Raw genomic sequence first — 23,474 nt, 5'->3', positions numbered from 1 at the left:
ACTGATTGTGTTAGGAATGGCGACGTGCGACGCTTCGAATTCGCGGTGGACCGCAGGCACGCCCACGCGGTCAATGAAGTAGTCGCCGGACGCCGCCGGGTGCGGCTGTCCGCGCTGCTCGCCGCCGTCGCCGCCACCGCCGCCACCGCCTATCTGGTGTGGCTGGGGCATCCCTGGTCCTACCCGCTGGCCCTGGCCTGTGCACTGGGGGCGGCGACGGCGCTGTGGGTGGCGTTGTGGGCGCCGCGCCGGGCCGGTATCGACCGCCTCTACGCCGACGGTGAACTGGTGCCGGCGGTGGTCTCGCGGGTCCAGGCACGCGGCGCGGTACTGCTCGCCCTGGTCAATCTGGCGCGCCGCGATTCCGGCGAGCAGCGGTACGCGCTGGTCACCAAGAAGGTGCGTCGTCTGCCGGGGCATCGGGTCGCCGAAGGGGAGCGCGTTCCGGCTGTCGCGGTGCGCGGTGACCGGACCACCCGCTCGATCGGTGAGCGCTGGCTCCCGGTCGAGACGATGCCGATTGCCTGGGGTACCGCCGATACCGCGGTGATCGAGCGGGCGTGCGCGGCCATCGCCGAGAACGAATGGCGGCTGCTCACCGATAATCTCGTCCGCGCCGACGAGGTCCAGCGCAGTGCGGCCAAGCGGTTGCTGCTCGATCCGGGCCAGCTGCCGGAGGGGCTCGGCGCCTGAACCGGTACCGGTGCCGCCGGGCATCAGGTGACCCGCGCGCCGGGAAACCCTCGCGCGCCACGTTTTCCGTGGTACCGGAATCCGGGATCGGATGCGACTAACGTCGTCGGGTGGGATGACCCGGAAACACGACTCGATCACGGAAGGTGGAGACGCATGAGGCTCGGCCGCTGGCTGATCGCCGGGGTGGTGGTGCTGGCGAGCCCGGCGCTGGTTCCGGCCGCGGCACAGGCGCCGCCCGCGTCGCTGGCGGGTTCGGAGGGCCTGGGCGACCCCTACTTTCCGCGGGACGGTAACGGCGGTTACGACGTCGCCCACTACGACGTGACCCTCGGCTACGATCCGGCCGATCATCAGCTCACCGGATCCACCCGGATCGACGCCGCCGCCATCCAGCCGCTGACCGCGTTCAACCTCGATTACAGCGGACCTCCGGTGCGCGCCGTGCGGGTGAACAACGCGCCGGCCGGCTTCGAATGGCAGAAACCGCATGAGCTGGTCGTGCACCCGGCCCTGCCGCTGCTGCCCGGCCTGCCCTTCACCGTCACCGTCGACTACGCGGGTACCGCCCCGGATACCCGCGGCGCGGGCTGGACCTACGCACCCACCGGTGGTGTTTTCGCCGCCGGACAACCGCATTCGGCCTCCACCTGGTATCCGCTCAACGATTCCCCGCGGGACAAGGCGACCTTCACGTTGCACACGACCGTTCCCGAGGAATGGGAGGTGGTGTCGGGCGGTGTGCGGGTGCGCGACGAGGTGCGCGACGGATTCCGCACCGTGAGCTGGGAGCAGCGGCATCCGGTGATCGGCTATCTCACCACTGTCGCCATCGACCGATTCGAATATCTGGAGCAGCGCCGCGCGAACGGCACGCCGCTGCTCAGCGCGTTCGCGCCGGGCGCCGAAGGTTTGCGGCAATACGAGGAGCAGCTACCGCAGGTGCTTGATTTCACCGAGAGCCTCTATGGTCCGTACCCGTTCGACGCCGGCGGCGGTATCTTCCTGTCCGTCGACATCCCCTTCTCGCTGGAAACCCAGACCCGGCCCACCTATGCGGCCTGGGCGGATCTGAACACCGTGGTGCACGAGACCGCCCACCAGTGGTGGGGCGATTCCGTTTCGGTGGAGAGCTGGTCCGATATCTGCCTCAACGAATGCATCGCCAGCTATACCGCCGACTATCTGTGGCCCGAGCGGACCGAAGGCGCCGATGTGGACGCCGAATACCGCAGGACGGTCCGGGAGATGCTGGCGAAGCCGAAATTCTGGGCCGTTCCACTGGAGGACCCCGGCCCGGAGAGGATGTTCACCTCGGTGTATTACCGGGGGCCGCTGTTCATGCACGCTCTGCGCAAACAGCTGGGGGACGAGGTCTTCTTCGCGGCCCTGCGCGAATTCGTGACCGTCCACGCCTACGGCAATGCCTCGATGCGGGACTTCCGCGCCTTCGTCCAGTCCAAATCGCCGACCGATCTCACCGGGTTCTTCGACGCCTGGCTGCGCGGTACCACCCCGCCACCCGAGCAGTACCTCTACCCGGGATCACTGCGCGGCTGAGCGCCGCGGCGGCACGGTTATTCGAGCAGCGCGACCGACGAGATCCGATGCAGGGTGAACTGCCGGACCGTGCCGGTCACCGGGTCCAGTGCGTCCAGCTGACCGTTGCCGACCCGCACCGGTTCGACGACCCGCTGGATCGCGGTGCCCTTGGCGTCGACATACCCGATGTGCACCTGCCGCCGCACCCGCGCGGCCAGCTGCAGCAGTGCCAGGGCGGCGGCCGTGCTGGTGCGGGTGCCGTCGCTGCGTACCATCTGCCCGGAGGTGGCGGTCGCGGCGCGCTCCCCGGCACGTAGCTCGGTGACCAGAAGTTCCAGTTGATCGGTCGTCGGTGGGGTCGGCCGATACGGCTGCCGGGCCAACGGCCGCACACCGATCCGCGCACCGCGTTGACGCAGATCCACGATCGCGCCGGAGGCGTCCTCGCCCGCAGGTGCGAAACCCGCCCGGCGTAGTTCTTCGAACAGTTCGCCCAGCGGCGCCTGCGATATCGCCACCGTCGGTGCGATACCGCGCAGGGCCAGGGTCTCGGCCACCGGGGAGGCCAGGACCTGTGCCAGTAGTGCCGGGTCTTCGCTGCGCACGAACGACTGCGCCATTCCGGCCCGCAACCGGCCGTGCCGTCGCGCCACATCGTCGATCAGGTAGGTGAGGGTCTGCGGGACCGGAGTCCGGGAGTGCCGGCCGAAGAGGGTGTGCAGCTCGGCGGCGGTGAGGCCGGCGTCGAGCGCGCGGCGCAGGGTGGACTCCCCGATCCGGTAGACGGTGGCCGCACCGGCCGACTCCACATCGGCGACCAATTCGATCCGGCGTTGCAGATCGGCGGTCAGCGGTCCGGGCGCCACCACCGTCAGGTCGGCCTGGACCAGCACATGGTCCACCGGCTCGGGGAGGGCGGCCTGCAGCGCGGTTTCGGCGGCCGCGAGGGTACCGGTGAGTAGCGTCCGGCCCGCGCCGGTGAGCGCGCCCCGGCCCACCACACCGAGCGCGGCGGCCTCGTACAGGGTGTTGTCGACCACTTGCCGGCGGAAATGCCGCCGGCGCCGCGGGGTGCGCCAGGCCAGCAGCTGGGCGAGTGCGGCGGGTTCGAGTTCGATGCCGGATGGTTGCTCGGCGAGTGCCTCGAGCACGATCCGCCGGTCCCGCACGGCGTACGGCACCCGGAGTTCGTGGGCGAGCGCGGCCAGCGGCTTGTCCGCGGCATCACGCAGTCCGATCATCCACGGATACCGGTCCAGCTCCAGCCAGGCATGCGCCAGCGGTACCCAGCGGCGGGCCGACGGCGCCTCCAACCAGGAGTCCGCGGCCGGGGTCGGCGCCCAGAAATCGTCGGCGTCGGCCTCCGGCGGCGGGTCGGGGAAACCCTTCTCGATCAGTTTCGCCGCCGCCAGCAGTTCCACCAGCAGACCCGCCCGGGTCTCGTCGATACCGGCTGCCTTGGCTATTCGGCGCAGTTCCCGCACGCCGAGACCGCCCGCGCGCAGTGCCGGAGCGGGCAGCTGACCCAGTACTTCCAGGATCGCGGTGCAGTGCCGGAGCAGTTCACCGACCTCACCTGCCCCGACGCCGTCGACTTCACCAGGCGGGTGCGGGATCGCCCGGGGCTCGGGTTCGGCGAGCCGGTACGGGTCGGTGACCGGTTCGCCGCGCAGCACCTGGCCCACGGCGGTCGGCAGCTCCACTGTCTCGTCGTCGATCCGGCGAAGCAGTCGGGCCGCCAGCAGCCGGGGCACGGGCCGGTCGGCGGGCGCGTCCGGGGCGGCATCGCGGGTGCGTCCGCGCGGTCCGGTCTCGGCGAGTTTGTCCAGGAGCGTGCGTTCGGCTTCCGGGAGGTCGGTGAGCGCGGCGGCTATCGCCGATTCGGACAGCGCCGGAGTAGTCTCCGCTCCGCTGCCCAACGGCCACGGCAGCGCCTCGGCGACGGCGGGTACGAGGCGGATGCGGTCGCCTTCGAACCAGAGCAGGGCCCGGTCGGCCAGTTCGGTGACGGCCGCGTCCACCGTCGCGGCCTTGGCCCGGGCACGCAGCGCGCGTTTGAGTTCGGTACGGGTCATCGGTTCGCCGCCGCCCGCGCTGTGCACGGCCAGCGCTTCCACGATCGCGAAGGGCACGGTGCCGAGGTCGTCGGCCGCGCGTAGTACCGAAGCGCGCTGTTCGGCCCGGGCGGCGAGCACTGCCATGGAGGACGGCAGCGGTACCGCGAGATCGGGCCGACGTTCCAGCAATGCCACCAGCTGTGCGTCGGATCGGGCGCCGAGCCAGGCGGTGAACGAGTCTTGGCCGGTCATCCGGTCCAGACTAGCCGGGCGCCGCGGGTTCGGTGGGGCGCGGCCCGGTGACCCCCGCGGCTCGGTCCGGCCCGCCGGTCCCGAGCGTGCGGCGTATGTCACCGAGGCGGTTGACATGCGGCCCCGCGGCAGGGACATGCCAGAATGAGGATGTGGTGAACAAATCGAAGAAACCCTATATCGACAACGGCTGGCCCGAGGTGGCCGACGGTGAGCATGCGGTCACCGAGCTGTCGTCGTCCCGCTCCGGTAATCTCTCGCCCTTCGGCGAGGACACCGAGTTCCCGGTGGCTGCCGACCAGCTGCCGTATCTGCACCCGCACACAGTGATCAACCGCTGAGCGGACGAACGAAAAAACCCCGCGTCACCTGATGGTGGAGCGGGGTTCTTTCGTAGTCGGGCTGCCCGTTCAGGAGGGCAGCAGGCCTTTGTTGGCCTCGAAGACATTGAGCAGGCCCGGATCCAGCTGCGGGTTGCCGGCCTTGACGGCTTCGAACAGATCCAGTGCGGGCTGCGGGACCTGCACACCCTGCGCCTGGACGGCGGCGAGCGCGCGATCCACGGCGGTGTAGACCTCTTGGGTCTGGGTGGGTGCCTGGGCCGGAGCCTGGGTCTGGGTGCCGGGCGCGGCCTGGGTGCCCGGGGTTTCGGTCTGCACGGCCGGAGTGTCGGCCGGGGTTTCGCGCGGAGTCGAACCGCTGCTCAGGCCCAGCGAGGAGGAGCAGGAGGGCCAGGCGCCCCAGCCCTGCGAGGCGAGTACATTTTCGGCTACGGCGATCTGCTGTTCGCGGCTGGCCTGATTGGCGGTCGCGGCGTAATCTCCGCCGCCGTTGGCCTGCCAGGTGCTCTGCGAGAACTGCAGTCCACCGTGATAGCCGTTGCCGGTGTTGATGGCCCAGTTGCCGCCGGCTTCGCACTGCGCGAGTCGATCCCAGTCGGAGTCGGGTGCCGCGCTGGCTGTACCGGCGAGGGCTACACCCGCACCGCTGATCATGGCGCCGGTGACGGCAACCTTGGCCACAGTGCGACCGGTATTGGTGGGCTTGCGATGGCGTCCACTCATTCGGGTTCGTCTTCCTCTCGTACGCACCTGCGAGGTATTCGCTCGGGTCCAGGCTGAGAGGGTGCCCGTCCCGCCCCCGCCCCTCTTGGTTTCCGTTGGGGTCCGGTACCCGCGGGGCGAGGTTCGGTGCGGCGGGCCGGTGGGCCGGATGTGCCCGGCTGGGGTAGACGGTACGACGTTCTCGCCGAAAAATCACTATTTGGTAACCGGCGTGTGCGGATGGGTTGCGGAGCGGTCACGAGCGTCGCCCAGCGACTCTGCGCAGCTAGTGGGACTGCATCGGGTATCCGGCGTAGGACACGCTGCCCCGTTATCATGCCGTTATGTGATAATCATCACATAACGCTTGAGTCGCGGTAGGGCCGGGTACTGGACAGTTGTCACCTGGATCTGCGGCCCGAACGCAGCGCGAAGATCAACGCCGCGACGAAGCCGACGGGAGCCAGCATGGCGCCCAGGTACAGCCAGAGCCCCGGCTCGCCGTCGGTGAGGATCGGGGTGAGGAAGATCGCCACCACCGACAGCAGTCCGAGAGCGAAAAGACCCAGCGCGAGCTGAAGTAACCAGTTGCCGGGGGTGCGCCCGGACGGGGGGCCGGAGGGCCGCGGATCGGCAGGATTCGTCACCGTTCGACCGTAAAACTGATGTGCTGGGGCTGTGCCCACCGGGGTAGACTCGGAACGATCTCGCGTCCTGCATGCTTGTGGGGCGCGTTTTGCGAGTAGGGGAAAAGACCTGCCATCAGCGGGTTCCAGCAGACGAGAGTGCCCGGGCCCGGTGGGTCGGGCGCCGAACATACGAACGGGTGAGCGCAGTGCCGACCGGCAAGGTGAAGTGGTACGACGTGGAAAAGGGCTTCGGCTTCCTTTCCCAGGACGAGGGTGAGGACGTCTATGTCCGCTCGTCCGCGCTGCCCCAGGGCGTCGAGACGCTCAAGCCCGGTCAGCGGGTCGAATTCGGGATGGCGGCCGGGCGGCGTGGGCCGCAGGCGCTGAGCCTGAAGTTGGTGGAGGCACCCCCGTCGGTGCGGCAGAACCAGGAGCGCAGCGCCCGCAAGGAGCCCGTCGCCCGTAAGCACAGCCCCGACGAACTGCACGGCATGGTCGAGGACATGATCACGCTGCTCGAGGCGAAGGTGCAGCCGGACCTGCGCAAGGGCCGCTACCCGGATCGTAAAACCGCCCAGCGGATCTCGGAGGTGGTGCGCGCGGTCGCGCGGGAACTCGACAGCTGACCCGACGCGCGCGGAACTTCGTGGGCCGGCCGGATCATCCGGCCGGCCCACGGTCGTCTCAGGCGGTTTTGATCGACCACACCGCGTGGGGGATGGGGAATTCGTTACCGGCCTCGTCGATCGCGATGATCATCACCTGCAACTCCACGCCGATCAGTTCCAGGCCCGGTTCCGGCCGGGAAGCAACGGTCAGGGCGCGGGTGTTCGCCGGATGGTCCCGATAGGAACTGGGGCGCTCGACGACCTCCCCGTTCTCGCGGGCGTACAGCGGCAGCAATTCCCACGGGCTGTCCACGAGAGTATCCGGCAGCGAGATCTGCAGGGAGTTACCGGCCGGGACATCGAGATAGACGGTTTCGCCCTGCCGGCAGTCCTCCATCCGCACCGTGCAGTAGCGGAACGGCGGCACCGTCACGGTGGTGCCGTGCGCGTAGGCGGTGAGTTCCGGGTCCTTCGGCTCGGCGTCCCGGGCCAGCAGCCAGACCACGCCGGCGGTCGCGGCGACCAGCACCAGGATCCCGGCCAGGGCCAGCGCGAGGGTCGTGCGGACTTTGTTCGTACTCACCGGGCGGCTTCTCCTCGTGGGGGGTCGTAGTGCGGAAATTCCTGCTCGGCGTGCAGCGGTCGGCGACCGCCGAGACCGGGCAGCAGACTGAACCCGCGGTAGCTCAGCACAGTCTGGACGAGCCCCCCGACCAGTACCGCGCTGACCACCGCGAAACCCTTCCAGTAGTCGGTCGGCAGCAGGACGCCGCCCGCGCCGCCGATCACCCAGCTGAGCTGCAGGACGGTCTCGGACCGCCCGAACCCGGAGGCGATCGACTCGGGCGGTAGATCGTCCTGGATGGCGGCATCGAGCGAGACCTTGGCCAGGGCGCTCGCCCCGGCGGCGATCAGGGCGGCCACTGCCGCGCCCAACAGGTTGTCCATCACGACGGCGAGGACGGCGACGGCCGCGCAGCCGATCGTGCAGTTCACCACGATCAACGAGGGCCGGCCGAGCCGGAGCCGGGCCCCGGCGGCGTTACCCGTGAAATTCCCGACGGCGGCGGCCGCGCCGACCACCCCGAGCATCGCGGCCTGCTGCACCGGACGGTGTTCGGTGGCCTTGGCCACGAACGCGACGTAGAAGGTCAGGAATCCGGTGAGCACCCGGATACTGCCGTTACCCCACAATCCGGTGACGACGGCACGCCCCAGCGGCTGTCGGCGTTTGCGGGCCGGCACCGCGGCCTCGTCGGCGGGGTCGTATGCCGCGGTGTCCCCGGCGGGGGCGTGGTAACCGAGGGTGGTCGGCACCTCGCCCTCGGTGATCTCCACCCAGCGCGGGATCTTCCAGCTCAGATACGCCCCGCCGACGGCGATCCCGGTGGCCAGGATCAGCGCACCGGTCGAGCCCGCGATCGCCGCGACGGCCGCGGCGAGGCCGCCGGCGCCCAGGGTGCCGCCGACCAGGCCGAAAACGGTCAGCCGGGAGTTCGTGCGCACCAGGTCGATATCGGGCGGCAGAACTCGGGGTGTCACCGCGCTCTTGAGTACGGCGAACGATTTGCTGAGCACCATCATGCACAGCGCCAGCGGGTACAGCACCCAGCTGTCGAAACTGAAGATCAGCACCACCGCCACGACCGCGCGCAGGGCGAACGAACTGGCCAGGGCCAGTCGCCGGCCGCGCTGGAGCCGGTCCAGCGCCGGCCCGATGAGTGGTGCGATCACCGCGAACGGGGCGATCGTGATCAGCAGATACAGCGCGACCTTCGTTTTGCTCTCCGCGGTCGCACTGGCGAAGAACATGGTGTTGGCGAGCGCGACCGCGATCGCGGCGTCCAGTGCGAAATTCGCCATGGTGGCATAGGTGAGCGCGGTCAACCCGGATTTGCCCGCGCCGTCGGCCTCGGCCGCCCGCCGGAAGGTGGCAATGCCTTTTTCGGTGATCTCCCGGCCGCGCATCGCCGCTACCCGCGTGACGGTGAGTTTGCGGGGGACACGCCTGCCCTCGGCATCGTCGTATTCCGTGGCGGCTTCCGCGCTCGGGTACTCCTTGGTCGCGGCCGGACCTTCGGCGCCGCCGGCGTTCGCGGCGGTTCGCCGATCGCTCGTACCGTCCGGTTCGATGCGATCCCGCGCCTCGGCGCCGGGACCCGGCCGGTCCCGGGGCCCGGGGCGGCCCTCGGCGGAAGACGAGCCTCGCCCGGCGGGACCGGACGCAGCCGGATCAGGCTGGGCGCCGGGACCGGGGGAGAGCGCCGCACCGCCGGGGGCACGGTGATCCATGGGCGGGTTCGGCCGGAAGCGGGCCGCCGACCCCGGTATGGCGTCACCGGCCCGCGGATCGGGGCTGCCCGCGGGGGGAGCCCCGGGGATCGGCCGCCGTTCCCACTCGGGCCGTCGGCTGTTCCCCGGGGGGATCGGAGTGCCCGCCGGCTCGCCGGCCGGCCGACCGGGGTCCGGCTCCGCCGTCCCCGGCCGGCCCGGCGGATCGACCGGGTCCGCCGACCCGCGCGACCCGCTCAGCGAGCCGAGTATGCGAGCGAAACGACCCTCCCGCCCCGACGCGCGATCCCGGGCCGCCACCGGCGGGATCCGGTGACCACTGGGCGCCGGCCCGGACGAACGGTCGGCCGGCCGCGCGGCGCCGGGCTCGGCGGCGGGCAGCGGACGGGTCGGCGGCGGGGCCGGACGGCGGTCGCCGGGGTCGGGTTCACGATTGCGGTGTGGCACGTTCGGCGGGGGGTAGCGGTCGAAACCTGGATGCCGCTGGGGTGGCGGAGACTCGCCGGCGGGCCACTGACCGCGATCGGAACCAGAGGGCTCGCGGGAAGTGGGCACATCATCAATTCTGGCCCACGGTGACGTCCGGCAAACTCCGCCCTGCTCACAGCGGGCGGAAAGTGAGATGTGTCGCTGTACCGCCGCGCCGGTCAGGCCGGGACGAAACGGACCTCGAACACCGTGGGCCAGTACTTTCCGGTGAGCAGGAAGTGGTCTGTGCCCGGGATCTGGGCGATCCCGTTGAGCACGTCGGTCTGCGCGCGTTCGGCGGGTGACAGCAATCCGGTGGCATCGACGACCGCCAGGACACGCCCGGTTTCCGGATCGATCCGGAGAATTTCGTCGCTTGGCCAGGAATTGGCGTAGACCGAGCCGTCGTCGGCGCATTCGAGTTCGTTCAGGCGTGCGTCGGTGTGATCGGTCAGCGCGACCGACCCGGTCGGCGCGAAGGTCACCGGATCGCGGAAGGTGAGTCCGGCCGATCCGTCGCTCATGACCAGCTGCCCGTTGCGGCTGCACAGGCCCCAGCCCTCGCCCTTGTAGCGCACCTGGCGTTTCTCTGCCAGCGTCCGCGGGTCGCGGGCGAAGGCGACCCCTTCTTTCCAGGTGAGCTGCCACAGCGTGTCGCCGGCCAGAGTGATGCCCTCACCGAAGAACGGCGGCGGGAGCTGGACGCGGGCGAGTTCGGCGCCGGTCGCGCGATCGGTCGTCCGCACGCCGGAGAACCCGACCATCCCGGTGCTCTCGTACAGCACCTCGCCGTCGATCTCGAGCCCCTGCGTGAACGCGCCCAGGTCGTGCCGATGGGTCGCCAGCACCTCGATGTCCAGGCGCGGTACCGCGTCATCGGTGTCCCGGCAGGCGGCCGCGGCGAGCAGGCAGACCAGCGCGGTACCGACCCAGGTTCGCCGAGTGCGCTTCATACGGCAAAATGTAGACCGTGAGCGCAGTATCTGTTTCGGACACCGAGGTGCGGACGATCCTGGCAGGGGCCGTCGACCTGGCTCGTAGTGCGCTCGTGGCCCTGGAACCGACCGGGGTCGGAGCGCATCTGGGAGTCCGGGCCGAGGACGAATGTTCGGCGACGCACCGCTTCGAGGCCACTCTGCCCGGCTACCGCGGCTGGCAGTGGGCAGTGGTGGTGGCCGCCGCACCCGGCGCCGACCGGGTGACCGTGAGCGAGTCCGCGCTGCTGCCCGGTCCCGACGCGTTGATCGCGCCGGAGTTCGTACCGTGGGAGCAGCGCATCCGGCCCGGCGATCTGGCGCCCGGCGACCTGCTGGCCCCACCCGCCGGCGATCCACGTCTGGCCCCCGGCTACACCGCCACCGGCGACCCCGAGGTCGACGAGACGGCCCCCGAGGTGGGTCTGGGCCGCAAACAGGTGCTCAGCCGGGAGGGCCGGGTCGACGCGGCCGAACGCTGGTACGCCGAGTACGGCCCCGATACCGAGATGGCCAAGGCCGCTCCCGGCTCCTGCGAGAGCTGCGGTTTCTATCTGCCGCTGGCCGGTGCGCTGCGCGCCTGTTTCGGCGTCTGCGCGAACGCGATGGGCGCCGACGGCCATGTGGTCCACATGGGATACGGCTGCGGCGCACATTCGGATACCCAGTTGCCGACCGGCGCCGGGTCACCGATCTACCAGGCCTACGACGACGCCGCCATCGAGGTGGTCGCGGTGCCGCCGAAGTCGCCGGAGACCGGGCCCGGAAGCGAGGCGGCCGCCGAGGCCGACGTCGCACCGGACGCGGTGGTGCCGGGTCAGGCGGTCGTGGCCGCCCCATCGGAGACCGCGTCGGAGGCCGGCGATTCGGTCCCCGGTCCGGCCGACAGCTGACCGGGCAGTCGACAGCCCCACTGTGCGCGGCAGGCCCGATGCGCCCGGGCACGTACGCTGACTCGCGTGAGTGAGACCGGTGCGGTGGGCGATACGTTCGGGCCAGTGGGAACAGATGCGGGCACCGCGGATCCCTTCGGCACCGCCGACCTGCGTGCCGCGGTACTGGCCGCTTGGCGGGATTCCCCGACCCGGCTGCGCGAGGATGCCGCTACCGAGGCGGACCTGGTGCGCGCCGGTTACCGCGATCGCCTGCTGACGGAACTGGCGCAGAACGCGGCGGACGCGGCAGTGAAGGCGGGGGTGCCGGGCCGGCTCACGGTGCGGTGCACGGGCCGGACCCTCTCGGTCGCCAATACCGGGGCGCCGCTGGATATCGCCGGGGTACACGCGCTGACGGCCCTGCGGGCGTCGGGGAAATCGGGGAGCGGCGGGGAGACCGGACGGTTCGGTGTCGGTTTCACGGCTGTGCTGACGGTCTCCGACGAGCTCGAATTCCGCTCGACCAGTGGGTCGCTGCGTTTCTCCCGGGAGTTGACCGGTGCGGCGTTGCGCGCGTCCGGCGTTCCGGGCCCGGGCGATGGGGACGTGCCGCCGCCCGTGCTGCGCCTCGCCTGGCCGGTGACCGCCGCCCCGGCCGCCGGCGCGGATACCGAGATCGTGCTGTCGCTGCGTGCCGGAATCGACTCGGCCGCACTGCTGGAATCCATGCGGGCCGAGGCGGTGGATCTGCTGCTGGAGTTGCCGGCGCTGCGCGAAGTCCGGATCGGCGACGAGGTGGTGCGCGCCGAGACCCGTGATTCGCGGCGGTGCGCGGGAGTGCGCGAGTTGCGGATCAGCGGTTCCGGCCCGGAACAGGTCTGGTGGGAGTTCCGGACCGCGCGGGCGCGCTGGCTGCTGCCGTTGCGTGACGGGGTCCCGGTGCCCGCCGCGCCCGACGTGCTGCGGGCACCGACTCGTTCGGACGAAGAGCTGTCCCTGCCGGCGGTACTGATCGCCGATATTCCGATGCAACCCGACCGCCGGCGCGTGCTGCCGGGCAATCATCCGGGCGAACTCGCGGCCGGGTACGCCGATTTCGCCCGCGCGCTGCCGCGAGACTCCCGGCTCGTGCTGGTACCGACTCCGGGATTCGCGCGCAGCGAGACCGACGGGCTCTTGCGCGAGGCGATCCTGCGTGAACTGCGCACCAGTGCTTGGCTACCGGTGGTCGCCGCGCCCGCGGACGCCGGGCTCGACGAAGCCCCCCGCGAAGACGACGCGGACGACCGGGTGGCCGTACCCGCGCGGGCGAGCGTATTCCCCGATCTCACATCCGAACTGGCCGGGCTGCTGGGTGGTGTGCTCGATCCGCTGGTGGTCCCGGAACTGTCCGGTGCCCGCTACGCCGAGGCACTCGCGGCGCTGGAGGCGCACCGGCTCGGCCCGGCGCGGCTGGCGGAGCTGTCCGCCGGGCTGCAACGGCCGCCTGCCTGGTGGTTCGCTTTCTACTCCGCGCTGGAACCGTTCGTCACCGACCCGCTGACGGTGGAGGAACTCGGCGCCCTGGCGGTGCCGCTCGCCGACGGGAGGTCGGTGACGGGTCCGCGGACGGTGGTGCTGGACGACGAACTCACGGCGCTGCCCGCGGCGGTTCCGGTGCACTGGGCGCGGCTGGTGCACCCGGACGCGTCGCATCCGCTGCTGGCACGCCTCGGTGCGCAGCGGGCGCGGATCGCGGATCTGCTGTCGGATCCCGCCTTACAGGCGGAACTGACCGAGCACCCCGACGATCCGGAGACGATCGAGGCGGTGCTCCGGTTGGCCGTGGCGGCCGATCCGGCCGACCTGCCGGACTGGCTCGGCCTGCTCGAACTCCCCGACAGCTCCGGTGGCGCGCGCCCGGCCGACGAACTGCTGCTCCCCGATGCCCCGCTGATCGAACTCCTGGTCCCGGACTCGCCGTTCGGGGTCGTCGCGCGGGAGGTGGTCGCCGAATACGGTGCCGACGCGCTCCGGGCGATCGGTGTCGGATGGGATTTCGGCGTGGTCACCGAAACCGACCCCACCGGCCCCGACCATCACCTCGCCGACGAGGAGACCTGGTGGTCCGGGCTCGCCGAGGACCCCGCGGGACTGGTCGCCGTGCGTGACCTGGATCTGGTGGACGACGCGGCCTGGCCGGAGGCGCTGTGGCGGTTGCTCACCACGGAACGCACCCGGCCGCTGCTCGGTGACCCGGACGGCTATACGGCGTGGTGGTTGCGCCACTACGCCCGGATCGACGGCATCGCGCTGGGCGGCTATCGGCATCCGGCGGATACCGAATTCGCCGGACTACTGCCGGAACTCCCGATCACCGGCCTGTCCACGGCCGACCTCGACGCGCTGCGCGGCTGTCTCGCCACCCCCGGGACCATGGATCGCGACCTCGTCGAAGCGCTGCTGGCGGCGCTGGCCGACAGCGAGAAGACCCCGGCACCCGAGGTGGTCGCGCTGGTCCACGCCCGGCTCGGCGCCGCGGTGCCGCGACTGGATCTCGGCACACTCGATCCGCCCGATCGCGTCCGGGCCCTATCCGGAGCGGTGATCGACGCCGCGGATGCCCTGGTGCTGGACCGGCCCTGGTTCGGTCTCGCGGTGCCCGCGGACCGGCTCGTGGTCGCCGATCCGGCGACCGCCGCCGACCTGGCGTTGCTGCTGGATCTGCCGTTGGTGTCCGAACAGGTCGACGCGGAGGTCGTCGGCCCGGGTCACGAAACCGATTGGGCGGGGGAGCCGCTGGGCGTGGTGCTGCGCCGGCTGTTCGACCTGCCACCGCAGGACGGACCTTTGATTCTGCACGACGAACTGCGTATCCGGCTGACGGGCGCGGTCACTCGGACGGTCACCGTGCCGTGGTGGCAGGACGGTTCGGCTACCCATGTGCGGCGCCCCGGCCGGGCCGCCTGAGCGGGCTATTCCGCGTGCCCGGCCAGCGCCGCGGCGAGCAGATCGAGTTGGGTGCGCACGCTTTCGCTGTCGTTGTCGACGAGCCAGCGCAGAACGAGGCCGTCGATCGCGCTGAGTGTGAAACGCGAGAGCTGGGCCACCGGAACCGTCCAGGTGCTCCCGGTGGCGTCGCGGGCGTGATCGAGGATATCGGCGACGGTGGAATCGTTGAAGGCGTACTGTTCCCGGGCGATCGCCAGTTTCGCGGGGGTCTGTTCGCCCTCGCGCAGCGCGTAGGTGGTGGTCTCGTAGGTGAGCAGCTGACGTTCGGGTGTGGCTTCGATATTGAGCCACATGAGTTCCAGGCCCGCGCGCAGCAGATCGCGGAGCGCCGTATTACCGCTGCCCGCTTCCCGCCAGACCGATTCGTTGGCATCCACCGAATCGCGCAGCTCCATCGACAACGCCTTGACCAGCTCGGTCATCAGCGCGTCCTTGTTCTCGAAACAGTAGTGCACCACGCCTAGCGAGACACCCGCCGCCTGAGCGACATCGCGGGTGGTCACCCCCGCGACCCCCTTTTTCTCGGCAAGGCCGATCGCGGCCTCGATAAGGTGGGCCCGTCGTTCTTCGACGCTCAATCGGGAGGACACCTGAGCGAGTTTGGCCCGAGAGGCCCGAACAGTCAATTCCCCGGCGGGCAGCACTCGACCACCGGGGGTCCGATCGGACGCCCGGCTGCTGTCTCCGACGATGTCGCCGCCCGGTGCCGGAAGGCCCGGCTTCGGCGATCACAACCCGGTCTGTGCGCCCTTGTCACCGCGCCGGGCACCGCGGCGTTGTACCGCGAAGATGATGTACCCGAGCAGTCCGACCGCCAAACCCATCAGGCATACCGGGCGAGCCGATTCCCACCGCGGCCCGCTGAGCCAGACCACCGCGGTCGCGACGGCGAACAGCACGCACCCGAGGGCGAGGACCGGCCGAGGGTCGGTCAGCCACGGGGGGAACTGCGGGAGCTGCGGGACCATTCGATCAGCGTAACCGCTGTACGCACGCCGATCCGGCGTGTGTCACGTATGGTTCACTTTGTGACTACCCACTCGGATGTGCGGGCGCTGGCCAGCGACCTCTCGCTGGCAGTGGTGCGCTTGACGCGGCATCTACGGGGGCGGCGGACGGAATCGCAGATATCGCTGACCCAGCTCTCGGTCCTGGCCACCCTCGGCAACGAGGGCGCGCTGACGCCCGGTGCGCTGGCGGCCAAGGAACGGGTCCAGCCTCCCTCGATGACCCGGGTGATCGCCTCGCTCACCGATCTCGGTCTGGTGGAGCGCAACCCGCATCCGACCGACGGCCGGCAGATCATCGTATCGCTCTCCACGACCGGGCACGCGCTGCTCGCCGATGAGCGCAGCGCCCGGGAAGCCTGGATGAGCGCCCAGCTCGCGGGTCTGGAACCCGATCAGCTCGAGGATCTGCAACGGGCGGTCGCGATCATGAACCAGATCGTCGCCGATTCGGAGTGAGCCGGTAGCGGCCTGCCGCCGGGGCGGCGAGCCTTTCGGACCGGAGGTCATCCGCGGACTTCTGCGTCGCGACCTCAGCGCGCCGCGAACGGCCGGTCGCTGTCGACGATTTCGCGGCCCAGCGGGAACAGGGCGAGCGGAATCAGTTTGAGATTCGCCCAGGCGAACGGAATTCCGATGATCGTGCAGGCCAGGGCGAGGCTGGTACCCAGATGGCCCAGGGCCAGCCACCAGCCGGCGACCACGAACCAGATGATGTTGCCCAGCAGCGCGCCCGCTCCGGCCCCCGGCTTCTCGACCGTGGTGCGGCCGAACGGCCACAGCATGTAGACGCCGTTGCGCAGCGCGGCCACCCCGAACGGGATCGTGATGATGAGGACGAAGCAGATCAGGGCGGCCAAGAAATAGCCCAGCGCCATCCAGAATCCCGCGAGGACGAGCCACAGGATATTGAGCAGGAGCTGGATCGGCTTCATATTTCGAGCATGCCCTAAAGCGGCGCCGAGCGCACCCACCACGGACCGTCGGTGGTGAGGGTTGGCAGGATGGGCGCCGTGGCCGTGGTTCTCGAGGTGGACAGTGTGGACGATCCGCGGGTCGATGATTTCCGCGACCTGAAGGCCGCCGACCGCAGACCCGATCGGCCCGGCGGGAAGGGCCTGGTCATCGCGGAGGGAACCGTGGTGGTGCGGCGGATGCTGGATTCGCCTTTCCGGCCGCACGCGCTGCTCGGCGTGGACAAGCGGTGGCAGGAACTCGCGCCCGAACTCGCGGCGGTGGAGGTGCCGTTCTACCGGGCCTCGGCGGAAGTGATGGCCGAGGTGGTCGGGTTCCATCTCAACCGGGGTGTGCTGGCGGTGGCGCACCGGCCGCCCGCACGCGATTTCGACGAGACCATCGCCGCCGCCACCACCGTGGCGGTACTCGAAGGCGTGAACGATCACGAGAATCTGGGGTCGATGTTCCGCAATGCGGCCGGTCTGGGAGTGGACGCGATCCTGTTCGGCGATCGCTGCGCGGATCCGCTGTACCGTCGGTCCGTGCGGGTTTCGATGGGACATGCGCTGCGGGTGCCGTTCGCCCGGGTACCGGAGTGGCCGGACGGGCTCGACCGGCTGCGGCGCCGGGGGTTCCGGGTGGCGGCCCTGACCCCGGACCCGGCGGCCCCGACGCTGGCCGCCGCGCTCACCGGCGATCGAGTGGCGCTGCTGCTCGGTGCCGAGGGCCCCGGCCTGACCGAGGAAGCCATGGCGGCGGCGGATGTGCGGGCGCGGATACCGATGTCGGCGGGGACCGATTCGCTGAACGTGGCGACGGCGGCGGCGATGGCGTTCTACGAGCGGATGCGGGCGTCGTGACCCCGACGTTCGGGGGCCCCGGTCCCGGCCGGCAGGTCGGCCCGCCCGGTGAACCCACCCCGTGGGCGGCGGGTATCACGGTCGCTGTCCTGGTGGCGGCGCTGACCGCCGTCGGCGTATTCGCCTTCGGGGCGGCGCTCGCGCGGGTGCACCCGGTGCTGTCGCTGGCGGTGAATCTGGTCGCGGTCGGCGGAGTAGCGCCCACCGTGTGGCGTTGGCGGGCGCGTCCGGTGACCCGCTGGGTGCTGGCCGGTGCGAGTACGGGGGTGGCGCTGGCCTGGATCGGCCTGCTGTTCTCGGTGTGACCGGGACCCGTCTACTGATCGGCGCCCACGGCGGCTTCGTGTCCGCGCAGCCAGGACAGCAGGCCCTTTCGTTCGTGCGCGACCCGATTGTTCGGCTGCGGGGGTTCCGGATAGTCCGGGCGATCTCCGCGGGGACGTAACCGGAAACCACAGACCCGGATGTCCTTGGGATCCACCGGGCGGACAGCACCGGCGCCGGCCGCGATCTCACGAGCCGCGGTGACCGCGGGGAAGTACCGGAAACCCAGCCATTCGTGGTTGGCGGTATCGGCGAAACCGGGTGGATCGAACGGTAGGACCAGCGGATCGGGTAGTTCACCGAGCCGCCACGCGATGGGATGTTCGCCCGCCCAGTGCGGCCGCTCCCAGATATGGGGCAGACCGTGGTCCTGCAGGATGTTGAGCCGGGTGGAACTGAACGCCCGGCGCAATTCGCCGCGCTCCCAATGCGCGAACGCGCCCCAGCCGAATTCGAGATCGAACGACACCAGATAGGTGTGCTCTTCGGCGAGCGGCCGTACCAGCAGCTCCGGGATGGCGGTCGGCTGTACCCGGGCGGCGTAGGAACTGCACAGCAGAGTGAGTCCGGGGTAGCTGCCGATATAGACCTCGTCGGCGTCCGGGCCGTCGACGTCGCCGAGGGTGACCGATTCGGCGGGTTCTATGTCCAGGTCGGGATGGAGTTGCCGGGCCAGCGCGTAGGCCGCGTCCGGATCGGGGTCCGGATCGGCGCGTAGCACCGCCGGCGGGTCGGGGGTATCGACGTACCACACGGACGAAACCTTGGACAGCATCGGTCCACCTCCGATAGCGCACGAAACCAGGTCGCGAACTCCGCGGCGCAACTGCTGTCGTCGTCCGGGCTGGCCCCGGAATCATCGGACCGCGTCGCCGTATACACCGAACTTACTCGCGCAAACGGATGATCCGGGCGGTTGCGCGGGGTAACACGCCGGTCCGCAGCGGTCAGTGACCCGAACTGCGGACGCCGAGCAGTACGTCCTCCCAGGACGGCATGGGTGCCTTGCCGCGCTTGGCCCGGGGCGCCGCCTTCGTGGCTTTGGCGGGAGGTTTCTTGGCCGCCGGCTTCGTCTCGGCCGGTCCGGGATCCGGTGTTTCGGCGGCGGGCTCCTCGGCGGGGGCCTCCGGTGTATCGGCTTCCGCGGGCGCCGGTGCGGCGATGGTCTCGGCGACGGCCGGTGCGGTGGTTTCCGCCGTAGCCGCCGCGGGTTCCGGGGCGGGGGCCGGTTCGGCGGCCGCGGGCGCGGGTTGCGGCGCCTCCGCCGGGGCGGGCGCGGCAGGCGCGGCCGCCGGTTCGGGCGCAACGGCAGCCGGTGCCGTCTCCGGCGCCGGTGGAACGAGTTCGGGGGCGGCGGGTTCGGGGGCGGCGATTTCGACCGGGGCGGGCGGTATCTCGGCCGCCGGGGTGGGCGCCGCAGGCGGGGCGGCTGCCGGGGCCGGCGTGGGCAGCGGCGTCGCGGGGCGAGCCGGTTCGGCGGGGACCGGATAGGTTTCGGCCGGGGGCCGGTAGGTATCCGCGGGGGGCCGGTAGGTTTCGGCGGGTGCGCTCGCCGCCGGGGTGCCCGCGGGCAGCGCCGTGCCACCCGGCCGGGTGCCGCCGGGGGCGAGCGGGGCCGCGGTGGCGGGCAGCGGTGTCGTACCGCCGGCGGCCACGGCACGCTGCTCGTAGTAGTCGTCGACGGCGGCGGCGCGGGCGGGTTCCCGCCGTGGCTCGGCCACCGGTTCGGCCGCGGCCGTGGGCTCGGATTCGACCGGCAGGATCGAGGCGAGACCACGCAGCGCACGACCGAAATCCGGATCGATCAGATCGGTGGCCGGATCATCGAGCGGGGAAACGCTGCCGCCGTGCGCGTCCGGCTGATAGCGCCAGTGCGCGGCGATCTCCGAACGGCCGTTCTGCCACTGCAACTGGGCGACCCAGAAGCCCTTCTCGTCCTTCCAGGCATCCCATTCGGCGTTGTCGAGGGTATGCCCGCGCGCGGTGAAAGCGGCGGTCACCACATCGATCAGGATCTCCACGGCCGGGCCGTCGGGACGGATCGGATGCGCCTTCTGCGCGAGTTCGGCCGCGCGGGCCCGCTCCAGCAGCACCGGATAGGCGAACCGCTCCACCCGGCTCATCGGCATACCGGATTCCTGCATCACCTGCTCGACCGACGCGCCGGCACGGATTCGAGCCTGGATATCGCGAGGACGCATAGTAGCTTCCATTTCGATCTCGATCTGGCCGAATCGGGCAAGGTCGCCGCGGGCGGCGGCACGAAGTTTGTCGTCGGCGGGAAGCCGGAATTTCTGACCACTTTCGGTGTCGACGCACACGATATGGGCGGAGTCGGGCGTCACCCCGATCACTCGAAGTTCACGCACCGTAACCTCCTTATCGCGTCGCTCGCGATACCGCCCACGTTCTGGAACAGTAGTGCACTTCTGGGATTCGTGTGGCAAGACACGCGGCATCGAAATGTACCCTGTGGCCGTCATCTACCGCTAATCTGCTCTATTCCCTTGTGTTTCAAGTTGATTCCGTAAGACGTCGGCGGGCCCGCCGCGCGACACGCGCGACGGGCCCGAACCCGCAGGTGATCTCGCCTCAGCCGAGGTTTTCCACGACCCAGTCGATGCAGCGGGTCAGCTGTCCGACGTCCTCGGGGTCGATCGCCGGGAACATTCCGACGCGCAATTGGTTGCGGCCCAATTTGCGGTACGGCTCGGTGTCGACGATGCCGTTGGCCCGCAGCGTCTTGGCCACCGCGGCGGCGTCCACCGAGTCCGCGAAATCGATGGTGCCCACCACCTGGGACCGGTGCGCCGGATCGGTGACGAACGGGGTGGCGAATTCACTGGCCTCGGCCCACGCGTACAGCCGCGACGAGGAATCCAGGGTGCGCTTCACCGCCCAGTCCAGACCGCCGTTGCGGTTGAGCCAATCGATCTGGTCGGCGAACAGCAGCAGGGTCGCCAGGGCCGGGGTGTTGTAGGTCTGGTCCTTGAGACTGTTCTCGATGGCGATCGGCAGCGAGAGGAAGTCCGGGGTCCAGCGACCGGATTCCTTGATCTCCGCCACCCGCGCCAGCGCGGCCGGGCTCATGAGCGCGATCCACAGACCGCCGTCGGCGGCGAAACATTTCTGCGGGGCGAAGTAGTAGACGTCGGCGTCCGCGATGTTCACCGGCAGCCCACCCGCGCCGGAGGTGGCGTCGATGGCGATGAGCGCGTTCTCCGAACCGGCCGGCCGCTGCACGGGCACGGAGACACCGGTGGACGTTTCGTTGTGCGCCCAGCCGATCAGGTCGGCGGCGGGGTCGGCGACCGGCTCCGGCGCGCTGCCCGGATCGGTGGAGACGACGATCGGGTCGCCGAGGAACGGGTTCTTCTTGGTGACACTGGCGAACTTGGCGCTGAACTCGCCGTAGGTGAGGTGCAGGGAACGCTCGCGAACCAGGCCGAACGCGGCAGCGTCCCAGAACGCGGTGGTGCCGCCGTTGCCGAGGACGACCTCGTAGCCCTCGGGGAGGGAGAACAGGTCCCGTAACCCGGAGCGGACCCGCGCCACCACATCTTTGACCGGTTTCTGACGGTGGCTGGTGCCGAATACCGAGGCACCCACCTCCACCAGAGACTGCAGCTGCTCCGGGCGAACCTTGGACGGACCGCAGCCGAAACGACCGTCGGCGGGCTTGAGGTCTTCGGGGATGGTCGGGAACGCACTGGTCATGGCGAACAGCGTAGCCGCGCCGTTGCTGTGCCGCGTACCACACTCCGGCTAACGTGAACGGGTATGAGCATGCGGTCGTCGAGGGGCGCTGCCGAGGGTGGATCCGGTGACAGCCGGGCGCGAGGCCGGAGCGAACTCCCGGGTTCGCCCGGGCCGCTCACCCGGTTGCGCGACCTGCTCCCGCGCCGCTTCCGGCGTCGCGGCGAAGCCCCCACCGGACTCGATCGCCGGGATCTGCTCACCACCGGAACAGCGGGTTCGGCGACCGTGCTGGCGACCCGCACCCGCCGGACCGAACCCGGCTACACCTTCCGGGTCCGCGTCCGGCTGCCCGGGTTGCCGCCGTACGAGGCCCAGGTGCGCCAGCGCGTCTCCGGCGCCGAACTGGACCGCATGCGGCCGGGCGACCTGGTGTGCTGCCGGGTCGACCCCGCCGACCGCGACCGCATGGTGCTGTATCTCCCCGGTGATACCGACCCCGGCCGGGCCGGCCTGACCAAGATCCTCGCCGAGGGGCGCCGGGCCGAGGCCACGGTCCTGGCGGTGACCGCGGTGGATGCCGACTATTGCGGCTGCGACGACCCGGTCCTGCGCCTGGACCTGGAGCTACGCGCCTGGGACGAACCCGGCCCCTGGCGCGTGAGAGTGGTCCAGTCGGTCCCGCTGGCCGCCATCGGCCTCCTGGATCTCGGCGCCAAATTGGAAGCAGCCTTCTTCGCGGTCGACGCGGGGGAATCGGTCGCCATCGACTGGGAGGCCGAACCCGAACGCACGTGAGCTGTGCTCATTCGCGGCGCCTGCGGCGTTTGGGGGTCGGGGTTCCCGGAGGTCCCGCCGTTCAGCGCCCAGGACTCGCGGCTTCGCCGCATGCACTTCGGGCGCTGAACGGCGGGACGGGCCTCGACCCTCCGGGGGCCTCGCTGGACTCGGCGCCGGGGGCGCGTACTGCCGTTCTTGTACTGACAAGCCTCGGCGGCAGCTTCCGGCCCCGGCTACGCCGTGGGTTCGACGCGCACCTCGCCCCACCCTGCGACGTCCTGCGGTTTCCGCGGGCCCGGGCCGGTGTAGATCGCCGCCGGCCGGACCAGCTTGCCCAGTTTCTTCTGTTCCATGATGTGTGCGCACCAGCCGGCGGTCCGGCCGCAGGTGAACATGGCCGGCATCATATGCGCCGGGACCTCGGCGAAGTCGAGGATGACCGCCGCCCAGAATTCGACATTCGTTTCGATGGCGCGGTCGGGCCGGCGTTCGCGAAGTTCGGCCAGGGCTGCCTGTTCGAGGGCGGCGGCCACTTCGTAACGCGGCGCGGCCAGGCGGGCGGCGGTATCGCGCAGGACCCGGGCGCGTGGGTCCTGGGCCCGGTAGACCCGGTGGCCGAAGCCCATCAGCTTTTCCTTGCGGTCCAGGATCCCCTTGACCAGCGCGCGGGCATCCCCTGTGCGCTCCACCTCTTCGATCATGGGCAGGACCCGGGCGGGGGCGCCGCCGTGCAGCGGCCCGGACATGGCGCCGATCGCTCCGGAGAGCGAGGCGGCCACATCGGCGCCGGTGGAGGCGATGACCCGGGCGGTGAAGGTGGAGGCGTTCATACCGTGTTCGGCCGCCGAGACCCAGTAGGCGTCGATGGCTTCGGTATGGCGCGGGTCGGGGTCGCCCTTCCAGCGGGTCATGAAGCGGTCGGTGACCGTGATGCATTCATCGATGCGGCGCTGCGGTACGGCGGGCTGGTAGATACCGCGGGCCGATTGCGCCACATAGGACAGTGCCATCACCGAGCCGCGGGCCAGGTTTTCCCGGGCGGTGGCGTCGTCGATATCCAGCAGCGGCCGATAGCCCCAGATGGGGGCGAGCATGGCCAGGCCGGCCTGGACGTCGACGCGCACGTCGCCGGTGTGTACCGGCAGGGGAAACGGTTCGGCCGGTGGGAGGCCGTGCCCGAATTCGCCGTCGACCAGGAGGGCCCAGACATCGCCGAAGGTGACCCGGTTGCCGACCAGGTCCTCGATGTCCACGCCGCGGTAGCGCAGCGCGCCACCGTCCTTGTCCGGTTCGGCGATCTCGGTGGTGAACGCGACCACCCCCTCCAGGCCGCTGACGAAATCGTCCGGCACCCCGCCGGACCTCGATACCGCGGATTTGGTGGTCATACGCGACTCTCCTCTCAACAGAACTCTAGCGCCGAGCT

General features: G+C 70.5%; 23 protein-coding genes. 10 read left to right on the top strand and 13 right to left on the bottom strand.

Annotated features, from left to right (window positions below):
- Nucleotides 1–24 precede the first annotated feature (24 nt).
- On the top strand, nt 25–693 hold the full coding sequence (locus tag AB0H42_RS25150; RefSeq protein ID WP_357059962.1) for a DUF3239 domain-containing protein: 669 nt from the start codon (nt 25–27) through the stop codon (nt 691–693).
- 156 nt (nt 694–849) lie between these two features.
- The gene (locus AB0H42_RS25145; protein WP_357059959.1) at nt 850–2,253 is read left to right on the top strand and encodes a M1 family metallopeptidase; all 1,404 of its coding nucleotides are present in this window, start codon (nt 850–852) and stop codon (nt 2,251–2,253) included.
- A gap of 17 nt (nt 2,254–2,270) precedes the next feature.
- On the opposite strand, the gene AB0H42_RS25140 is transcribed toward AB0H42_RS25145, so the two are convergent.
- The gene (locus AB0H42_RS25140) at nt 2,271–4,544 is read right to left on the bottom strand and encodes a helicase-associated domain-containing protein (RefSeq protein WP_357059957.1); all 2,274 of its coding nucleotides are present in this window, start codon (nt 4,542–4,544) and stop codon (nt 2,271–2,273) included.
- A gap of 152 nt (nt 4,545–4,696) precedes the next feature.
- On the opposite strand from AB0H42_RS25140, the gene AB0H42_RS25135 reads away from it, so the two are divergent.
- Entirely contained in the window at nt 4,697–4,885 is a 189-nt protein-coding gene (locus AB0H42_RS25135) for a hypothetical protein (RefSeq protein WP_039822140.1), read from the top strand.
- 69 nt (nt 4,886–4,954) lie between these two features.
- On the opposite strand, the gene AB0H42_RS25130 is transcribed toward AB0H42_RS25135, so the two are convergent.
- On the bottom strand, nt 4,955–5,608 hold the full coding sequence (locus AB0H42_RS25130; RefSeq protein WP_357059954.1) for a transglycosylase family protein: 654 nt from the start codon (nt 5,606–5,608) through the stop codon (nt 4,955–4,957).
- 380 nt (nt 5,609–5,988) lie between these two features.
- Entirely contained in the window at nt 5,989–6,234 is a 246-nt protein-coding gene (locus tag AB0H42_RS25125) for a hypothetical protein (protein WP_357059951.1), read from the bottom strand.
- Between the two features lie 188 nt (nt 6,235–6,422).
- Between AB0H42_RS25125 and AB0H42_RS25120 the strand changes: the two genes are divergently transcribed.
- Nucleotides 6,423–6,842 carry a cold-shock protein gene (locus AB0H42_RS25120; RefSeq protein WP_357060072.1) on the top strand — a complete coding sequence of 140 codons (420 nt, stop codon included), beginning with the start codon at nt 6,423–6,425 and terminating at the stop codon, nt 6,840–6,842.
- 58 nt (nt 6,843–6,900) lie between these two features.
- Here the strand turns inward: AB0H42_RS25120 and AB0H42_RS25115 are convergent, their stop codons facing one another.
- The 3 genes from AB0H42_RS25115 to AB0H42_RS25105 all read right to left on the bottom strand — a co-directional run bounded on the left by AB0H42_RS25115 (nt 6,901) and on the right by AB0H42_RS25105 (nt 10,537).
- Complete coding sequence (locus tag AB0H42_RS25115; protein WP_357059948.1) at nt 6,901–7,407, bottom strand: DUF2771 domain-containing protein; 507 nt, start codon at nt 7,405–7,407, stop codon at nt 6,901–6,903.
- Entirely contained in the window at nt 7,404–9,116 is a 1,713-nt protein-coding gene (locus AB0H42_RS25110) for an MFS transporter (RefSeq protein WP_357059945.1), read from the bottom strand. The genes AB0H42_RS25115 and AB0H42_RS25110 overlap by 4 nt, the downstream gene beginning before the upstream one ends.
- A gap of 647 nt (nt 9,117–9,763) precedes the next feature.
- Complete coding sequence (locus AB0H42_RS25105) at nt 9,764–10,537, bottom strand: glutaminyl-peptide cyclotransferase (protein WP_357059943.1); 774 nt, start codon at nt 10,535–10,537, stop codon at nt 9,764–9,766.
- Between the two features lie 17 nt (nt 10,538–10,554).
- On the opposite strand from AB0H42_RS25105, the gene AB0H42_RS25100 reads away from it, so the two are divergent.
- Together AB0H42_RS25100 and AB0H42_RS25095 are read left to right on the top strand one after the other, a co-directional pair.
- Nucleotides 10,555–11,451 (top strand): DUF3027 domain-containing protein, encoded by an 897-nt coding sequence (locus AB0H42_RS25100; protein ID WP_357059940.1) that lies wholly within the window; start codon nt 10,555–10,557, stop codon nt 11,449–11,451.
- Nucleotides 11,452–11,517: 66 nt separating this feature from the next.
- Complete coding sequence (locus AB0H42_RS25095; RefSeq protein WP_357059938.1) at nt 11,518–14,382, top strand: ATP-binding protein; 2,865 nt, start codon at nt 11,518–11,520, stop codon at nt 14,380–14,382.
- A gap of 5 nt (nt 14,383–14,387) precedes the next feature.
- Here the strand turns inward: AB0H42_RS25095 and AB0H42_RS25090 are convergent, their stop codons facing one another.
- A complete protein-coding gene (locus AB0H42_RS25090) occupies nt 14,388–15,014 on the bottom strand; it encodes a TetR family transcriptional regulator (RefSeq protein WP_357059935.1) in 627 nt (208 codons plus the stop codon).
- A 138-nt stretch (nt 15,015–15,152) separates the two neighbouring features.
- A complete protein-coding gene (locus tag AB0H42_RS25085) occupies nt 15,153–15,392 on the bottom strand; it encodes a DUF2530 domain-containing protein (protein ID WP_357059932.1) in 240 nt (79 codons plus the stop codon).
- A gap of 60 nt (nt 15,393–15,452) precedes the next feature.
- On the opposite strand from AB0H42_RS25085, the gene AB0H42_RS25080 reads away from it, so the two are divergent.
- Entirely contained in the window at nt 15,453–15,890 is a 438-nt protein-coding gene (locus AB0H42_RS25080; RefSeq protein WP_357059930.1) for a MarR family transcriptional regulator, read from the top strand.
- Between the two features lie 74 nt (nt 15,891–15,964).
- On the opposite strand, the gene AB0H42_RS25075 is transcribed toward AB0H42_RS25080, so the two are convergent.
- A complete protein-coding gene (locus AB0H42_RS25075; RefSeq protein ID WP_357059928.1) occupies nt 15,965–16,366 on the bottom strand; it encodes a YccF domain-containing protein in 402 nt (133 codons plus the stop codon).
- A gap of 78 nt (nt 16,367–16,444) precedes the next feature.
- On the opposite strand from AB0H42_RS25075, the gene AB0H42_RS25070 reads away from it, so the two are divergent.
- Both AB0H42_RS25070 and AB0H42_RS25065 read left to right on the top strand, forming a co-directional pair.
- Nucleotides 16,445–17,248 (top strand): RNA methyltransferase, encoded by an 804-nt coding sequence (locus AB0H42_RS25070; protein ID WP_357059925.1) that lies wholly within the window; start codon nt 16,445–16,447, stop codon nt 17,246–17,248.
- Nucleotides 17,245–17,553: a DUF2537 domain-containing protein gene (locus AB0H42_RS25065; RefSeq protein ID WP_357059923.1), complete on the top strand. Its 309-nt coding sequence runs from the start codon at nt 17,245–17,247 to the stop codon at nt 17,551–17,553. Before AB0H42_RS25070 ends, AB0H42_RS25065 begins: the two co-directional genes overlap by 4 nt.
- 11 nt (nt 17,554–17,564) lie before the next feature.
- Here AB0H42_RS25065 and AB0H42_RS25060 read toward each other — a convergent pair whose 3' ends face one another.
- From AB0H42_RS25060 to serC, 3 genes are all read right to left on the bottom strand, one after another.
- Nucleotides 17,565–18,347, bottom strand: a complete 783-nt coding sequence (locus tag AB0H42_RS25060) for a hypothetical protein (RefSeq protein WP_357059920.1) — start codon at nt 18,345–18,347, stop codon at nt 17,565–17,567.
- A gap of 172 nt (nt 18,348–18,519) precedes the next feature.
- Nucleotides 18,520–19,941, bottom strand: a complete 1,422-nt coding sequence (sepH, locus tag AB0H42_RS25055; RefSeq protein WP_357059918.1) for a septation protein SepH — start codon at nt 19,939–19,941, stop codon at nt 18,520–18,522.
- A gap of 223 nt (nt 19,942–20,164) precedes the next feature.
- The gene (gene serC, locus AB0H42_RS25050) at nt 20,165–21,289 is read right to left on the bottom strand and encodes a phosphoserine transaminase (RefSeq protein WP_357059916.1); all 1,125 of its coding nucleotides are present in this window, start codon (nt 21,287–21,289) and stop codon (nt 20,165–20,167) included.
- 63 nt (nt 21,290–21,352) lie between these two features.
- On the opposite strand from serC, the gene AB0H42_RS25045 reads away from it, so the two are divergent.
- Nucleotides 21,353–22,066, top strand: coding sequence for a hypothetical protein (locus AB0H42_RS25045; RefSeq protein WP_357059913.1), 714 nt, complete (start codon nt 21,353–21,355; stop codon nt 22,064–22,066).
- Nucleotides 22,067–22,281: 215 nt separating this feature from the next.
- On the opposite strand, the gene AB0H42_RS25040 is transcribed toward AB0H42_RS25045, so the two are convergent.
- Entirely contained in the window at nt 22,282–23,436 is a 1,155-nt protein-coding gene (locus tag AB0H42_RS25040) for a citrate synthase 2 (protein WP_357059910.1), read from the bottom strand.
- Nucleotides 23,437–23,474: the final 38 nt, after the last annotated feature.

The organism is Nocardia sp. NPDC050799, from assembly GCF_040654015.1.
Lineage (GTDB): Bacteria > Actinomycetota > Actinomycetes > Mycobacteriales > Mycobacteriaceae > Nocardia.
This window is presented reverse-complemented; position numbering and strand designations above follow the sequence as displayed.

Excerpts from the sequence above, each read along its gene's own strand:
- AB0H42_RS25145 (WP_357059959.1), top strand. The coding sequence starts at position 850 with ATGAGGCTCGGCCGCTGGCTGATCGCCGGGGTGGTGGTGCTGGCGAGC.
- AB0H42_RS25140 (WP_357059957.1), bottom strand. The coding sequence starts at position 4,544 with ATGACCGGCCAAGACTCGTTCACCGCCTGGCTCGGCGCCCGATCCGAC.
- AB0H42_RS25130 (WP_357059954.1), bottom strand. The coding sequence starts at position 5,608 with ATGAGTGGACGCCATCGCAAGCCCACCAATACCGGTCGCACTGTGGCC.
- AB0H42_RS25110 (WP_357059945.1), bottom strand. The coding sequence starts at position 9,116 with ATGGATCACCGTGCCCCCGGCGGTGCGGCGCTCTCCCCCGGTCCCGGC.
- AB0H42_RS25105 (WP_357059943.1), bottom strand. The coding sequence starts at position 10,537 with ATGAAGCGCACTCGGCGAACCTGGGTCGGTACCGCGCTGGTCTGCCTG.
- AB0H42_RS25085 (WP_357059932.1), bottom strand. The coding sequence starts at position 15,392 with ATGGTCCCGCAGCTCCCGCAGTTCCCCCCGTGGCTGACCGACCCTCGG.
- AB0H42_RS25075 (WP_357059928.1), bottom strand. The coding sequence starts at position 16,366 with ATGAAGCCGATCCAGCTCCTGCTCAATATCCTGTGGCTCGTCCTCGCG.
- AB0H42_RS25060 (WP_357059920.1), bottom strand. The coding sequence starts at position 18,347 with ATGCTGTCCAAGGTTTCGTCCGTGTGGTACGTCGATACCCCCGACCCG.
- serC (WP_357059916.1), bottom strand. The coding sequence starts at position 21,289 with ATGACCAGTGCGTTCCCGACCATCCCCGAAGACCTCAAGCCCGCCGAC.
- AB0H42_RS25045 (WP_357059913.1), top strand. The coding sequence starts at position 21,353 with ATGAGCATGCGGTCGTCGAGGGGCGCTGCCGAGGGTGGATCCGGTGAC.
- AB0H42_RS25040 (WP_357059910.1), bottom strand. The coding sequence starts at position 23,436 with ATGACCACCAAATCCGCGGTATCGAGGTCCGGCGGGGTGCCGGACGAT.